The organism is Ectobacillus sp. OTK (genome assembly GCF_059698935.1).
Genome location: NZ_AP048547.1, coordinates 4437966 through 4454606 on the forward strand (window position 1 = coordinate 4437966; position 16641 = coordinate 4454606).

A 16641-nucleotide genomic window follows, 5' to 3' on the forward strand; every position below is an offset into this window, starting at 1 on the left:
ATACGCGCTACATCGTAACAGCAGATTCCCCTGTTTTCCTTTTGCGCTGCTTCGCCTTAACATTCTCCATAATGAAGCATAGGAAAATAAATACAACCATCGATCCAGCGGCAATGCGATACATGACCGCATAGCTTGTAGCTTCGGCTACAATTCCAAGAAGCATCGCACCGCACGCAACACCTAAATCACCGCTATTAAAAAACATGCTGCTGGCAACCCCGCGCCGCTCTGGAGCTACAAGCTGCAGCATCCAAGCCTGCAGCGACGGACCAACAGCCCCCATACCAAAACCGTATAGAATCGCTGATAGAATCAAGGACACAGTGCCAGATGCATATGATAATGAAAGCAAGCTAATTAGCACCAGGGCCGCCCCAGGAATCAGTACAAACATCGGACCTTTTTTGTCAAACACCTTTCCAGTAACAGGCCGTGCTACTAGCATAGCGAGAGACTGAAACAGAAAAAATTGCTCTGCATGTTCGATACTCGCTTCTTTTCCAAACAGCGCCAAAAAGCTGATAATTCCCCCAAATGTTACAGCTAGACAAAAATGAAGCAAAGCCGGCAGTATAAGCTTACGATCCCACAGCTTTACTTTACTAACTGAATGCTTTGATGCTTGCGGCGGCGAAACACGAATGAGCAATACAAGCGGAAAAATAGTTAATATGATGAAGAAAGAGATGGCAATGAGCGAGCCAAAGCCCTTTTCATAAAGCAGCCATAAGCCGGCAACCGGGCCAATCGACATCGCAATGGAGGAGGAAAAACCGAAATACCCCATCCCTTCTCCCATCCGGCTTACAGGAAGTGTATAAGAGGCCATTGTCGGAAAGATTGTACTCGTCAAACCAAATCCCGCACCGTACAAGATACGCAGAAGCAACAGAAAAAATACACTGCCGCACCAATAATAGCCGGCGGATGAGACTGCCATAATACATAAACCAATCATTAAAATGGCGCTCTGCTGCCCTTTTTGCAGTCCCCTGGCAGCTACAAACCGCAGCGTAATGGCGGCCATGGATAGAAAGCTCGTTACAAGGCTGACTGTCACATCGCTTGCATGAAGCATTTCCTTCGTGTATAAGGGAAGCGACGCGAGCAGCATCTGCAAATTCGTAAACAATAGTAAATTACAAATCATAATCACTACAAACTGCTTCGTCCATAATCGGTTCGTTTGTGTTTCCAAACCCCGCACTCCCTTTTGTCGGGTAAAACAAACTAGTACCCGTTATTGCCCTGCTCTTTCAGTCAATCATCCTATTACAGAAGGAGAAGCAAACAACGCTTCTCCTTTCATTCTGTCATTTTCTTTTCCTGTATTTCGCAGTCCGCTCATCTTGAATGATACCGCGCCAATTCAAGCCAAACGTAAAATCATACACGTTTCCTTGTGTATCTCTATAACACTCCATATCGTGCGGAACATCTTCAAACTGCTCCTCTACGGTCTTCATATTAGCCGGCATTTGCACAGGCAATAATCCGTATGGCTCAGCTGCGCCGCTCACAATATTAAAAATTGCTTGGTCTTGTACGCCAAAATTCACAAGAATCCCATGCACCGCTTGTTCAAACTCCGCTACAATAGTTGGCCTCGACAAATGAAGTGAAACAATGACCGGCTTTCCATTCATCTCTTCCTTTGTTTTCAGCACCATTTCCAAATCTGTAACATTCGCAGCGGTAACCGTCTTGCCTTTGTACGAACGATTCAGCACATCTCTCTCATCCCCGGCAATGCTTTGCTCACGCGCATGCTCCGCCGTATACGGGCCGTACTGGAGATTGATCGGCACGTAGCCATTGCCTCCCATCTCCGCATCAGCTCTGCTGTAGCCTGGGCCGGAATCTGGGGTTTTGATAAAAACAAGGGCAAAATCCGCCTCTTCCGGCTTATCCGTCACATTGAAATACTTCTTCACAATGTCTAGGCTTACAGGATCATCAAGCTTAGACGGCGTTCTGTGCCCAAACCAGTTCACGCTCTCCGGCACATAGCGTTTTGGAATATACACAGTTTTTCCTTTTGAGATTGGCAGGACATTATCTTTGTTTTTAAGCATTACAATCGATTTCAGCTGGGCTTCATAGCCTGCCTCCATATACTCCGCTGCGCCGACTGTTTCTTTGCTCTCCTCCTCATGCAAATAAGGATTTTCAAACAAACCTGTGCGGAATATGTTCGTTAACAAGCGGACAGCAGATTGTTCAAAGCGTTTGCGCATCCACTCTTCTCCATGCTCGGCAACGCCAATTTTATATGCCTCTAAAATCGGACCGGCTTCGTTATTGCCCCCAAATTGGTCAACGCCGGCCATCAATGCCTTATAATGCCGCTCAGCAACTGTATAGCCGGCCTCCACGCCCCATGGACGGCTTACAAACATATCAACTGCAGGAGGCTCATCATTTGTAATGCCCCAATCTGTACAAACGACACCGTCATAGCCGTATTTCTCACGAAGCAAGTCCTTAATAATATAAGAGCTATACGAGTTTCCAACATTTTCTCCATTCACTGGGTCTTGCCCGTATGAAATCGTGTAATACGGCATAACTGCTGATGCTTGCTTCGTTTTACCCTCTAATTGAAACGCGCCTTCCAGAAATGGAATAAGGTGCCCATCAAAATTATTTCCCGGGTATACCGCATACTTTCCGTATCCAAAGTGAGCATCGCGCCCGCCTTCACCAGAGCCGCCGCCAGGCCAATGCTTCACCATCGCATTTACGCTATCATAGCCCCAGCCTTCTCCAATCTCCTTCTCTCCCTCAGATGTTTGAAAGCCGTCAATATAAGCGCGGGCCATATCAGCAGATAGCTGCGGATCTTCGCCGAACGTTCCTTCAAAGCGCATCCAACGCGGATCAGTCGCAATATCAATTTGCGGAGAAAGAGCTGTCGTAATACCGAGTGCACGATATTCCTTCGCCGCAATTTCCCCGAAGCGCTTGACAAGCTCAGGATTGAATGTCGCCGCCATTCCAAGCGTCTCCGGCCACATGGAAATTGCTCCTCCTGCTCCCGCCTTAAATTCTGTACTTGCATCAATACCGTGCCGCGGATCAGAGCTGTTATTTGCCGGAATACCAAAGCCGATGCTTTCGGCAAGAGCCTGCACGTTATTGTTCCACCGTGCTGCCGTTTTTGCATCCTCTACCGTGGTAATGAGAACATGGCGTAAATGATCCTGTGTTATAAATTCAATTTGCTGATCGGAAAGATCCCAAGGTTTTGCACCGCTTTCTTCAAAAGACTTGCCGCCGCATGTACTAGGAAACCATCCCTTGCTTGCTGGGATTGCCTGATGCTTGCTATAAAGCATGAGACCGGCAATCTCCTCAATGGAGAGCTTAGAAGCAAGATCCTTTGCCCGCTCCTCAGGGGATAAACGCCAATCCTCATATGGATCGATTTCTCCATCTTTGTTAAGGTCTTTAAAATGCAAGCCATCTACTGTTAAAATATTGACGCCTGATTCAGCCCAATAGCCGAGCGTCGGGCCATTTTCATTTTTTATGTACCGAATAGCTGCTGCTTGCTTGATGCTTGTCATTCCAGCCACCCTTTCCGTAACCGCTTTCTTTTTACTCTCTATTTTCCTTATTAACCCGCCTTTCTTTTATTGTAAAGCACATTCTCCCATACAGCCTACCGCAGGAACGACTTTTTCCTATCACTTTCTAGACTTCTATTAAAGGTAAGCTCCTAAAAATAAATCTTTTACTTATTAATATCTAGTAAAAAGTATAACAAAAAAGCGAGCGGACCCAAAAGGGAAATGCTCACCACTTTGAATCCATTCACTTCTTAGCTTAGATGAAATATCTCTTTTAAATTTGTAACAACCGGGCTATGACGACCTTCCTATAAGCCTGCCATTTTTGACAAGCTTCCTTTTCAGCACTCTTAATTCATCCTCAACCTCTAAATAGCTCACCAGAAGCTGCATCATTGACTAAATTCTCTTGTCAAATCACGTACACAGCTGATGGAAGCATCAGGGAAAGCAAGTCTGCAATAGAAGGTTACTCTAACAGTGAGTCTAAACGTGCCGCTGCCAAGTACGATGACTGTACCGTCTCCGCGCTTTCTCGAAGGACCTTCAATACGAACGTCTCCCGATAGACGCGTTAGCGTCCATTCATACAAGATATCGCTGTCACGCCCGCTGCAGTAAAATCCTTCGCATTCTAAATCGGCGTCAGCGAAGTAGACGAATGAGGATATCCGTCTAATATCGCGAATATTAGAAGAGCTGCAGGAGCAGAATGCGGTCGGCGGCGTTTGATTGCAAGGGCAATAGCATCTTCCCTTGTGGAAAAGCCCCTCATTGGAAACATCATTTCCTCCATTGCGGAAAAACCCCTCACCGGAGACGTCATTTCCTCCATTGCGGAAAAACCCCTCATTGGAAACATCATTTCCTCCATTGCGGAAAAACCCCTCACCGGAGACGTCATTTCCTCCATTGCGGAAAAACCCCTCATTGGAAACATCATTTCCTCCATTGCGGAAAAACCCCTCACCGGAGACGTCATTTCCTCCATTGCGGAAAAACCCCTCATTGGAAACATCATTTCCTCCATTGCGGAAAAACCCCTCACTGGAAACATCATTTCCTCCATTGCGGAAAAACCCCTCACCGGAGACATCATTTCCTCCATTGCGGAAAAACCCCTCACTGGAAACATCATTTCCTCCATTGCGGAAAAACCCCTCACTGGAAACGTCATTTCCTCCATTGCAGTAAAGCCCCTCATTGGAAACATTGCCTCTTCCATTGTGGTAAAGCCCCTCACTGGAAACATCATTTCCTCCATTGCGGTAACGCCACTCATTTTGATAATAGTAATAATTCATGTTTTCATCACCTCTCTTTACAACTGGTATACTCTATTAAATGTAGAGAGAGAGTATTTTGTAAGGGACAAAGGCGGACAATTCTATGAAATTTTCATATAAAAGGTAGCGTTCAAAGATTTCTTATATCACATAAGCTTTCGCTTTTTATATTTCGAAGGCAGGGACGTAGTTGCACTTATACTTGATTCCCAAAAATTTACCACTACATCGAATTAGCTCCTGACTGGGAATTTATACATCCTTAAAGTAGAACAGTGTCAGCAGCCCAATCAAGAAATGATTGGGCTGCTGACTATTCCCGATTTGCATAATGCTCCCGATACTGGGAAGGCGATTGGCCGATCCACTCTTTGAACAAGCGGCTAAAATACTTTGTATCCTGATACCCGACCTCTGCGGAGATATCATACACCTTAAGGTCTGTCATTTCTAATAATTCCTTCGCCTTCTCCAGCCGGTTTCTTATAACATAATCTAAAACGGTTTCACCCGTTTGCTTTTTGAAGGATTCACAGAAATACGTAGGACTCATATACACATAATCCGCAATCCTCTTAATCGTAATATTCTCGCCTAGATGATCCCGGATAAATTCCTTTGCTTGCTGAATTGGATTCAGATCATGATGTGTGTGCATTTTGTTTTTCATGCGAAGCACCCACTGCTTTATATCATCCTTTAATTGCGTAAAATCCGCAGCATGCCTTGTAAGCTGTAATGCCTCAGTAAACACTTGCGGATCTTCCTTAAATCCTTCATGCTCCATCCATCTATTTATGATGCGAATACATAGATAATGTACAGCTTCTTGGATAGCCGCAGGCGATGATAGGGATTGGATTTCATGGAAAAACTGTTGGAGCACCTTCTCTGTCTCTTCGCCCGCTTCCTGTTCTAACGTATGCAGGATTTGATGCGTGCTTTTGTAAACAGAAGCTAAAATTCCTCTAGGTGCTTCGTCTATCATATCTTGAATCGAATCCAATTGAAAAATTTGATTTCCCCCTTGAATCATACGGAACTGTAATAGGGATAGGAGTTGATCTCTAACACTTGGCAGAAAAGATACATCCTCAAATTCATTTCCAAGAGCTATCGAAACAGTAAAAGGAGTAAAACGCTGAATGGATTGCTTGAGCTGCTGCAGAATTCGCTTCGTTTCAGAGGAGCTTATCGATTGTTCTTCATCGAGCAGCAATAGCCAGAAGCTTAGCTTTGTCCCTCTCCACCACCAATAGCTTCGATGGTCACTGTGCCATTCCCTCGTGAACAGCTCTGTTATCATGTTTTCAATAGCATCTCTCCAGGCTTCCCATTCCCCATCCTTTGTTTTCGGTACCCTTTGATCCGTGCTCATATATACAAGCCGATACATCCCCTTTGGAAATTCACGTGTCCAGTTTAATAAGGATACATCCATATCATGATTCCATGTTACCTCGCTTAACAGCTGAACCTGCTTTGTATATGTTAGCCGCAGCGCCTTTTCCTGCATTTCCTCCCATTCGCAGCGTTCTTTCCGCTGCTGAATAATCTTCTCCTTCACCTCTTCGATTTGTTCCCGAAACTTCTCTCGATCAATTGGTTTTAAAATATAGTTCATTGCGCCTTCCCGCAGGGCGGTTTGTAAATATTGAAAATCATCAAATCCGCTCACAATCAAAGAAGAAAAGGAATGCGTCTTTTTAAGTTCCTTGACTAAAGTTAAGCCATCCATTTCAGGCATCCGAACATCCGTAATTAACAAATCAAATGAGCGGTTCTCCTGCACGATTGCTTCATATGCTTCTTTTCCTTCAGCAAATGTCCCGACAATCTCCCATTCCTCTCCGCAGGATCGAACAAGCCGCTCAATTCCTCTGCGGATGCGCGCCTCATCATCTACAATAATCGTTTTAATGCTGTTCATTGTCTTCTCTCCTGTCTCCCCCGTTCAAAAACTGCACTGCTTCTTCATGCGCAATCATCGGAATCCGAATGATAACCTCTGTTCCTTGCCCCTCCATGCTATAAATTTGCAGTCCATATGGATCTCCAAACATCATGGCCACTCTGGCATGAACATTGATAATACCGAACCCTGAATCGCGTCCGGCCATTGGATCCGATTGCAGGAGCATTTGCAATCGCTCTAATGTTTCAGCTTCGATACCTGGCCCATTATCGCGAATCATCAGTACAATATCCTTCGCTTCCTGCCGAACATCAATTTCAATGAAAATGCCTCTTCGTTTTTCCAATCCGTATTTAATGGCATTTTCAACAACAGGCTGTAGTACAAATTTCGGTGTATAATAAGACGCACTATCGACTTCCTCGCGAATTTGAAAGGATAAACGCTCCTCAAACCTAAACTTTTGAATATGGAGGTAGTCCTTAATATGAAGAACCTCTTCAGAAATCGGCACAATCCGGTCTTTATTACTCAGGGAAAAACGAAGCATTCTTCCAAGCAGCGTTACCATGTCTACGACCATTTCCGATTCTCCATCTTCTACCGCCATACTGATCGTTTCCAATGTATTGTACATAAAATGAGGATTAATCTGAGATTGCAGAGCATATAGCTCAGCATTCTTTTGCCGCAGCTCTATATGATAATTCTTTTGAATCAATTCCCGTATTTTGGTCACCATCGAATGAAAGCTGCGTGCCAGCATCCCGACTTCATCCTGTGAATGAATCGGGATTTCCACCTGAAAGTCTCCGCCCTCGACCTGTTTCATTAATCGGCTCAGCGTATGAATCGGCCTTGTCACAGTCCAAGCAAGAAAAATGGAAATCAAAACTGTCACTGCGGCAAGTATGATAAAAATGAGGATGATTGCATTGCGCACGGTATCTATTTTTTCGGTTAAATATTTCAACGGAATTTGGTGAACGAGAACCCAATGGCGCGCCTTTGATTCACTTACACTAATCAACGTCCGTTTCCCATGCAGCGTCGTGCGGAAGCTTCCATTTAATAAAGGATAATCATTGGTCTCCTCCAGTACCTTACCGATTTTGGAGGCATCCGTATGATAAATCACTTGCCCGTGCTCATTCATCAGCCACATCACCGCGTTGCTTTGTTCATCTAAATCCCGCAAAATTTTCTCAATAAAGGTCACCTTCACTGCCAAAAATAACGTTCCGAGTGTTTTTCGATTATCAAAATCCGTAACCTGCTTCATAAGCAGCAAATAAGGAGGCTGCCCTTCAAATGTTAAATCGACTCCATTGGGCGGAAGGATTTGCATGCTTCCTTCTAAATCAAAATCTTCACCATAAGGAAACGGCTTTTCAGTTAGATGAAAGCCGCTATATGCAACACGCGAGCTTACAAATAAACGATTTTTGGATAGGAGGAATGCTCCTAATATTTCTGAATTGCTATTCAAGTACGTTCTTGTAAGAAAGTTTTTTACTACAAATTGGTCCTGCAGCAATTGAGATTGACTTTGGTATCTACTATCTCTCAGTATAGTCATAATATCGCTTGAGCTGTACAGCAGGTCCGGTAAGTCCTCCAGCTTATTCATTTCGTTTTCAATATTTTGATTGGCCTGCTTGAGCAGCTTAGGTACATACCTTCCTACCTCTTCCTCAATCGATTTCGTATATTGGGAATACGCTATATATCCTAAAACAGTCATCGGGATAATCGTTAAAAGAATGTACGTAATAATGAGCTTATTTGTCAGCCTAATATTTTTTAATTTTTTCATATTCTGTACGTTAAAAGTCATATTGATCAATATTTTCTTTTGTAAAATCAATCGGCTGTCCCATAATGACTATGTCTCCCTTCACCTCTATATCACCGATGTTTTGAATATGCTTCCCATCATATGGCATATTCCCTTCCAATAGGTCTTTTGCCAAACGTACAGTCAGATAGCCCAGCTTTTTTGGACTCCAAAGCGTCACAACCTGCGCTGCTCCACTCTTTAAATCTGCCCGCATTAAATTTGGGGTAGATAGTCCCACTACCGCAACCTTTCCTTGCTTTCCAGCCTCCTGTACAGCCTGGGCTGCCGCAGGAGGGCCGACAGATGAAAGTCCGATTATGCCAGCCAGCGTTGGGTGCTTCTCCAGCAGACCTTTGGCAACCTCATACGCTTCTGCAGGAGCATCATTTGTAGCAGCAACCTCAACAAGCTTCATGTTCGGATAATACATTTGCTGCTGCACCTTTGTCCATTTCATCCATTCATTTAAATTTGCTGCATCCAGCGAGCCCGTCATAATCGCATAGCTTCCTTGCTCCCCCAGACTCCTTGCCAACGTATCCGCTAAATGCCGGCCAAGCGTTTCAGGGTCCACTGTATTAATAAAAAGCTCTCGAAATGCCGAATCCGTATCCGAATCCCATGTAATTACCCTTATCCCCTTCTTTTGGGCTTCCAGCAAAATAGGACCCAGCTTTTTTGGGTCATTGGCAGAAATCGCAATCGCGTTCACCTTCTTCTGCACCAGCTCTTCTACAATTTTTTCTTGATGCTCCCAATCCGCAATGGTCGGTCCCATATATAGAACATTCACGCCAAGATCCTGTCCCGCTTCCAATGCGCCATCCTTCACAGCATTGAAATACGGAATCCCGCTTACCTTCGGAACGACCGCAATCGTATATTCATTGGTATAGTTGTCCTGATTTTGTTTATTCTGCTTGCTTTGTTTCTCCTCACCGTTATAAATAATCTCGTACTTCGGTGGATTATTACGCAAATCGCAACCGCTTACAATAAACAGCAAAAGTACACAAGTCAGTAATTTATAAAGCACGATGCTCCCTCCTTAAAGCTATTATATCAAAACTACTGACTGGTATAATCAAACGGCAGAAAGTCCCCTTCTCCGCCAAGCTATAGATGCAGCTTGGCGGTAAGGAGACATTCTTTCTATATATTATGACGGATACGCCATCGTTGACATTAATGCAAGCTCAGGCTGCGTTGCATCCAGACGGCTGTATTGCACAATCACTGCAATATCGCTTTCTACTTCAAGCGCATAAGGAACGCCGACTGGAATATACTCGGAATCCTTCTGAAGAGAGCTTGTACGGATATGGTTTGTTCGTTTGCCCTTCACAACTACAGGAATATGCTCTAATGGAGGCCGATCTTCAAAATAAACCGTCACCATAAGATTTGCATCCTCTTCATTACAATTGAGTACACAAATTGATTCGTGGCTGAGCAGCTCCCCTGAGCTTACCGGCGGAATGTATCCATCCGGAATAACCCAATGTGTAGCGCCTTTTCTCTGTTTCATTTCTCTCTCTCCTCACTATTAATCAATTATAGAGCGCGGCTGCTTGCCTGAACTCTGGCAGCTGCATCATCTCCATAACGCTCTCGTTCAATTTGCTGCAGGGTCTTTCCTTGTGTGCGAGGAGCATATACAATTCCGATAAACGCTGCCACAACAAGGAATGCAATCATAATTCCTCCCGCAACCGCAAAGCCAAGCTTAGAAATAATCGTTGGCATAACAGCAGTCCATAATCCTACGGCTATGCGTGCCACAAAAAACATGAAACCTTGTGCTCTTGCGCGATATTTTGTCGGGAATAACTCGCTTGCCCATAATCCATAGAAAGCCTGTGCCCCAAAGCCTGCAGAACAGCCCCATAGTAAAACAAAAGCGAGTAGAACCGGCATTGTCATTTTTGCATATACAAGCAAAACCCAAGCAAGAATTGCCATAATCGCGGATACAGCATAAATTGCGCGGCGGCTCTTTTTATCTCCCAATTTCATAAAGACTGCGTAAGTGCAAATCACTGTAAATGTCCAAAGAACTGCTTGTAATAAGTTTGCTGTGCTTGCGGAAAGTCCGCCGACAGTTTCGTAAATGTAAGGCATAAAGAATCCCATTGCGCCAGCTGTTAAATTCCAAAATAGATACACGCCAAGCAGAAGAAATAATGCGCTTCTGTTTACCTTTTTGCTGAATAATTCCTTTAAAGAGCTAGTGCTGGCTTGACCGCTTTGCTGTTGCTTTTTCTTTTCTTCCTTCCACATCGAGGACTCAGATAAGCCTTGTCGGATATACCATGTGATGAATGCGATTACAAATAAGTGTGCAAAAATAATACGGCTGCCAAGGAGACCTAATGGTGCTAATAGCACAGAAAGCAATAATGCAAGCACAGGTCCGAGCGACCAGGCAAGCTGCGCCATCCCTGTATGCGCTGCCCGTTTATCAGACGGAGCTTCTTCAGCAATATACGTCCAAGAAGCAGGAACCCCAGCACCGACTGCTAATCCTGTTATAATGTAGCCAATTAATAGCATCGGGAAGTTTACCGAGCAAATCGTAATTAACATCCCAAGCATGTAAATGAGCAAATCATACGTGTAAATAAATTTACGTCCGTATTTATCGCAAAGATAGCCTCCAAGCAATGCTCCGATTGCAGCACCGAAGGCATTGGCACTCACCGCACCCAATAGTCCGATTTTAATGTCATCGAGATGTAAATATTCTACCCAAAGCGACAATCCGCCTGCACCAGCTACGATAGAACCAGCTTCAATATAGTTAGCCATCGCAACAGATGCCGTAGCCTTCCAACCAGTTGTTTTTTTACTTCCAAACCCTTTTGCCATTCTTCCCTCTCCTTTCTCTCTGTCCCTTATTAAGGTGAAGCGGTTACAAACTTTTCTGTGAAATTTTGATATGAATTTCTTGATACCTTAACTATATACAAGAATTGAAAGCGCTTATAGGAGATGGTTATCAGGTAGGGGGGAGATTCTTCTGATATATTCAGAAACATTTTTGAAAGATTATCACACCTCACAAACAAAAACATGGTATACTATAAACAAACACAAATAAAAACAAACAAAAATTTGAAACTTTATTTACAAAGTATTTCATCTATTTACAGAACAGAAAGGAAGTTCACAATGCTTGTAGCAGAAAGACACCAAAAAATTGTTGAACTCGTCAATGAACGGTTAAGCATTCGCGTGAGCGAGCTCAGCAAGCTATTCTCCGTAACAGAAGAAACCATTCGCCGCGATTTAGAGAAGCTAGAGAAGGAAAATAAACTAAAACGAAGCCATGGGGGAGCCGTCAGCATTCAAGAGGAATCCGAAACTGATGTATCCGAGCGGGAAATTACAAATATAGCTGAAAAGAAAGCAATTGCCTATGAGGCTGCTAAACATGTCACAAGCGGTAATCGTATTATCCTCGATGCAAGCACAACAGCATGGTATTTAGCGAAGGCACTTCCTAATATGCCGCTTACAGTCATTACCAACTCAATCAAAGTAGCAATTGAACTAAGCAAAAAAGAAAAAATCCAAGTTATTTCAACAGGCGGCATTTTGCTTCCTAAATCCTTATCCTATGTCGGTCCTTTGGCAGAGCGCTCCCTTGCTGCGTATCATGTGGACAAAGTCTTTCTTTCCTGCAAAGGCTTTCATTTAGAAAGCGGCTTAAGCGATTCGAATGAATGGCAGGCACTACTAAAGAAACGAATGATAGACAGCGCGAAGCAAACGATTTTAATGGTCGACTCCAGCAAATTTGGTGTCCGTACCTTTGTGCAGACAGCACAGATAAGCGATATTGACCATATCATCACCGATTCTTACGTAGAGAACAGTACTAAGCAGGTGCTGGAGGAAAGAGGAATCGAGTTAACTGCGGTACAGCCTAAAAATGAAGCCTTTTCTCTGTAACTTTCATCCCCGCCTGTTACGAGGGCGGGGAGGCCTTGCCATTGCTGTGTGCAGCAAAAATGTCCTCTGTCTTGAATAAGTAAATAAGGAGTGTATAAGGTATACATGATGAGTAATTAGATCCCTATAACCTCTCATTTATTAAAAATAATCTATTTACCTTTATTGATCCACTCGACTAAGCTTTTATCAAAAAAATTAGGTTCTTCAAACATAGGATTATGCCCACTATGCTCAAAAACCACTTTCTTCACATTTACATATGTTTCATCAATTGGATCCCAAAGTGAGACCGGGGCGACCAAATAATCATATCTCCCTAAACCAATAAATACTGGCTTATTGAAATCGGCCAACAATTCTATCAGATTAAGTTGTCCAAACGCTTCTCCCCACAAATGATCGATAATTGGCATGTTTGTGTATACACCATTCCACATATAAGCTGTATCAAGTGTATAATCGTAAAAACTTTGCGCTCCCATACGAATACACATATGAACAAATCGTCGTTCAGGATCTTTTTCAATATCACCAGCTAATAGAGCCATGTCTTTTTCAAATTTTCTTTTTCTGTCTGGACTTGCAGTGCTATGAAAAAAAGCAAAGCTTTCTTGCTGCCTTTCCTGGCTATTTGTAGGTGCTGAATTTAACAAAACGACTTTCTGAATATATTGGGGATATTTTTTTGCGTATTCCAATGCTATAAAAGCATGTCCTGAATGCCCCAATACGATAAAATCCTCTAGATTAAGAGTTTGTCTCACCGTTTCTATATCATCTAGAACTTTATCCAACGTATAGTCTTCTGGCTCTAAAACTCGAGGCGGCTGAACAAATCCTCTATGATCAATAAAAATCAGTTTTAATTCTTTTTTTATATCTTGTGAAAAGAGTTGAGGATAATAGACTGAACTGCCCACTACAAGTACAGGTGTACCTTCGCCTTCAATACAGTAGGATAATTTAAAACCATCAACTGAAATTATGCCTTTGCTTTCCATCTTACAATTCTCCTTTTGTTATATAAACATAACCCTGGCTCCGCTTGTTTTATCTTTTAATACATCTTACGTTAGTGAATAACAAAAATCCTTCAACTGAAATTTTTTTAATAAAAAGCACTGCTTAGACTGGATGTTAGCTATGCGAGCCTCCAACTTATAAAATCAAAAGTTTTTATGTTAAAAAATGGATACTTGGTGTGGACTGCTAGCTGGACAAGTAATCACTTCATCATACTTCGAGCACAAAAAACGGACCCTCTCCGCTGAGATAAGTCCGTTTTCGATATTATCGTTTCGCTAACACTTCTTTCTCGTACTGCTTCACTTCTTCTAACCAAGCCTCTTTCACAGGCACGCCTGCTTGCTCGCAGTAGTAATCCCAAATTGCGCCGAACGGATATGTTTTAAACTCCTCCATAAGCGCCAATCGTTCTGTGAAATTGCCCTCTTCCTGCAATTGCTTCAAGTATGCATTTGGCGTCAGCATCGCATATAGCAATGCTTTAATCATATTCCGCGTTCCAATTGTCCATGCAGCTACACGGTTAATGCTTGCGTCAAAGAAATCAAGGCCGATCATCACTTTCTCCACTGCATCGTTGCGTACGATTTCAAGCGCAATTTCACGCAATTCATCGTCTAAAATTACAACGTGGTCGCTGTCCCAGCGGACTGGTCTAGAAACGTGCAGTGCAACCTTGTCACTGAACATCAACATGGAGGAAATTTTGTTAGACACTGTTTCTGTTGGATGATAATGTCCTGTATCAAGCAAGCATAGTTTATTGTTTTTCAAAGCATAGCCCATGTAAAACTCATGTGATCCAACTACATAGGATTCGGAGCCAATGCCAAATAGTTTGCTTTCCACCGCGTCTAGATTGTATTGTTCATCAATCTCCGCCGCAAAAACTTTATCTAACGACTCTTTTAAACGCTGTCTTGGAGTAAGACGGTCGCTCGGAATATCCTTATAGCCATCTGGAATCCAAACATTTGTAAGGCATGGTGTTCCTAGCTCTTTACCAAAATATTCCCCGATTTTGCGGCTCGCGATGCAGTGACGAATCCAAAACTCGCGAATTTCTTCATTTGGATGGGATAAAGTAAGGCCTTCCGCTGCATTCTCATGAGAGAATAATGTTGGATTAAAATCTAAGCCGTGAAGCCCCTGCTCCTTTGCCCAGTTCACCCAGTTTTCAAAGTGCTTTGGCTCTAATTGGTCACGCTCTACAACCTCTCCGTTCGTTTCCGCATAAATGGCATGCAAATTCAAGCGGTGTTTCCCCGGGATTAAAGAAAGTGCTTTTTCCAAATCACTTCTAAGCTCTTCAGGAGTTCTCGCTTTACCTGGATAGTTTCCTGTTACATCGATACCGCCGGATAATTCGCCTTGGTTTACTTCAAATCCCGCTACATCATCGCCTTGCCAGCAATGGATGGAAATCGGTACCTTCTTTAATTGCTCTAAAACCTCATCAACATTGATGCCCCACTTTTCATACTGCTGCTTCGCTAATTCATAACTTTGTTTCGTTGTCATATCCACATTTCCTTTCTGCACCCTTAATTTATATAAGCCTCTGTTTTCACAAATGTTTTCACTTCAAATGACTGCTTAATGAGTGTTCTTGCTTCATTTAGACTGTCAATTTCACCTAACGCCATCAGCTGTGCGGCAATATTTCCAATCGCGGTTGCCTCAACAGGTCCAGCGTATACCATCTTATTTGTCGCATCGGCAATCATTTGATTTAACAGCTCATTTTGGCAGCCGCCGCCGATGACATTGATTGTTTTAAACTCTTTTTCAAAGATTTCTTCAATCTCACAAATAGCGTTCTGATAGCTGACTACCAGGCTGTCAAATACACACTTCGCGACCTCTCCTGCTGTGCTTGGCACCGGCTGGTTTGCTTCCCGGCAATAGTTCTGAATTGCTTCAATCATATTATCCGGCTTCAAAAATCTTGCATCATCAACATTCACAATAGAATGAAAATCTGCAGCTTCTTGTGCCAGCTGTACAAGCTCAGCGAAGGAATATTGATTGTTATAATTTCTTCTCACTTCCTGAATCATCCAAAGACCCATAATGTTCTTTAAGAAGCGATAGCGATAATCAATTCCGCCTTCATTTGTGAAATTGTAATCTAAAGCCTTCGTCACACAAATCGGAAACGGATTTTCCACACCGATTAAAGACCAAGTACCAGAGCTGATGTAAATCGTATCTTCTAGTTCCGGAACAGCTATAACCGCTGACCCTGTATCATGCGTTGCCGGTAAGACAACCTTCATATCAAATCCGAATTCAGCTACAAGCTCTTCTGTCAAATTCCCTAAGATGGTCTTCGGCGCTTGAATCTCCTGGAACATATCAGGATTGATGCCCAATTGCTCCAATAGCTGCTTATCCCATTTCTTTGTAAAAGCGTTCACGAGCTGCGTGGATGTAGCATTTGTATACTCGTTCGCCTTCTTGCCCGTTAATAAGTAATTAAAATACTCTGGAATCATTAAAAACGTTTTTGCTTTTTCTAAAATCTCCGGATTGCTTTGTTTAAGAGCATACAATTGATAAATTGTATTAAACTTTTGAAATTGAATACCCGTTTCTAAATAAAGGCGTTCCTTTGAGATAATGTTAAAAACCTCTTCCATCATCCCGTCTGTTCTTGGATCGCGATAAGCCACTGCATCTGTTAAAGGCTTTCCTTCTTCATCCAGCAGTACAAAATCTACCGCCCATGTATCAATACCGATGCTCTCCGGCTTTAAACCAAGCTCACGGCATTTGTGAATGCCTTTTTTAATCTCCGCAAATAACATATCTACTTCCCAACAAAAATGATCGCCTTTTTGCACGATTTTATTTTCAAAACGATGTACTTCCTGTAGTTGTAAGACGCCATCCTCTATATGGCCTGCAATGAGCCGCCCGCTTGATGCGCCGATATCAACTGCTAAACAATGTTTTGTCATTCTTATCACCCTTTATATTGAAAGCGTTTGCTTATGTTTATAGGATAAGGGAAATAAGGACAAAAAAAAATAACGTGAG

At 42.9% G+C, this 16641-nt stretch carries 13 protein-coding genes; 2 read left to right on the forward strand and 11 right to left on the reverse strand.

Going from position 1 to position 16641, the window contains the following annotated elements; genetic code table 11:
- Nucleotides 1–7: 7 nt before the first annotated feature.
- The 3 genes from AC6HZ4_RS22020 to AC6HZ4_RS22030 form a co-directional block, all read right to left on the reverse strand.
- Nucleotides 8–1201, reverse strand: coding sequence for an MFS transporter (locus AC6HZ4_RS22020; protein ID WP_497491921.1), 1194 nt, complete (start codon nt 1199–1201; stop codon nt 8–10).
- A 115-nt stretch (nt 1202–1316) separates the two neighbouring features.
- Nucleotides 1317–3572, reverse strand: a complete 2256-nt coding sequence (locus AC6HZ4_RS22025; protein WP_497491923.1) for a glycoside hydrolase family 3 protein — start codon at nt 3570–3572, stop codon at nt 1317–1319.
- Nucleotides 3573–3967: 395 nt separating this feature from the next.
- A complete protein-coding gene (locus tag AC6HZ4_RS22030) occupies nt 3968–4168 on the reverse strand; it encodes a hypothetical protein (protein ID WP_497491924.1) in 201 nt (66 codons plus the stop codon).
- A 135-nt stretch (nt 4169–4303) separates the two neighbouring features.
- Here AC6HZ4_RS22030 and AC6HZ4_RS22035 point away from each other — a divergent pair, with 135 nt between their 5' ends.
- Entirely contained in the window at nt 4304–4981 is a 678-nt protein-coding gene (locus AC6HZ4_RS22035) for a hypothetical protein (protein ID WP_497491925.1), read from the forward strand.
- Nucleotides 4982–5174: 193 nt separating this feature from the next.
- Here the strand turns inward: AC6HZ4_RS22035 and AC6HZ4_RS22040 are convergent, their stop codons facing one another.
- From AC6HZ4_RS22040 to AC6HZ4_RS22060, 5 genes are all read right to left on the reverse strand, one after another.
- A complete protein-coding gene (locus AC6HZ4_RS22040; RefSeq protein WP_497491926.1) occupies nt 5175–6791 on the reverse strand; it encodes a response regulator in 1617 nt (538 codons plus the stop codon).
- On the reverse strand, nt 6778–8643 hold the full coding sequence (locus tag AC6HZ4_RS22045; protein WP_497491928.1) for a cache domain-containing sensor histidine kinase: 1866 nt from the start codon (nt 8641–8643) through the stop codon (nt 6778–6780). Before AC6HZ4_RS22045 ends, AC6HZ4_RS22040 begins: the two co-directional genes overlap by 14 nt.
- Nucleotides 8603–9652, reverse strand: coding sequence for an autoinducer 2 ABC transporter substrate-binding protein (locus tag AC6HZ4_RS22050; RefSeq protein WP_497491929.1), 1050 nt, complete (start codon nt 9650–9652; stop codon nt 8603–8605). Before AC6HZ4_RS22050 ends, AC6HZ4_RS22045 begins: the two co-directional genes overlap by 41 nt.
- Nucleotides 9653–9775: 123 nt before the next feature.
- Nucleotides 9776–10144 (reverse strand): sensory rhodopsin transducer, encoded by a 369-nt coding sequence (locus tag AC6HZ4_RS22055; RefSeq protein WP_497491930.1) that lies wholly within the window; start codon nt 10142–10144, stop codon nt 9776–9778.
- 26 nt (nt 10145–10170) lie between these two features.
- Nucleotides 10171–11484, reverse strand: a complete 1314-nt coding sequence (locus AC6HZ4_RS22060) for an MFS transporter (RefSeq protein WP_497491931.1) — start codon at nt 11482–11484, stop codon at nt 10171–10173.
- A gap of 303 nt (nt 11485–11787) precedes the next feature.
- On the opposite strand from AC6HZ4_RS22060, the gene AC6HZ4_RS22065 reads away from it, so the two are divergent.
- A complete protein-coding gene (locus AC6HZ4_RS22065; protein WP_497491932.1) occupies nt 11788–12570 on the forward strand; it encodes a DeoR/GlpR family DNA-binding transcription regulator in 783 nt (260 codons plus the stop codon).
- A gap of 152 nt (nt 12571–12722) precedes the next feature.
- Here AC6HZ4_RS22065 and AC6HZ4_RS22070 read toward each other — a convergent pair whose 3' ends face one another.
- The 3 genes from AC6HZ4_RS22070 to rhaB form a co-directional block, all read right to left on the reverse strand.
- Nucleotides 12723–13574, reverse strand: a complete 852-nt coding sequence (locus AC6HZ4_RS22070; RefSeq protein ID WP_497491933.1) for an alpha/beta hydrolase — start codon at nt 13572–13574, stop codon at nt 12723–12725.
- Between the two features lie 289 nt (nt 13575–13863).
- Nucleotides 13864–15120, reverse strand: a complete 1257-nt coding sequence (gene rhaA / locus AC6HZ4_RS22075) for an L-rhamnose isomerase (protein ID WP_497491935.1) — start codon at nt 15118–15120, stop codon at nt 13864–13866.
- Between the two features lie 23 nt (nt 15121–15143).
- A complete protein-coding gene (gene rhaB / locus AC6HZ4_RS22080; protein ID WP_497491937.1) occupies nt 15144–16562 on the reverse strand; it encodes a rhamnulokinase in 1419 nt (472 codons plus the stop codon).
- Nucleotides 16563–16641 lie beyond the last annotated feature (79 nt).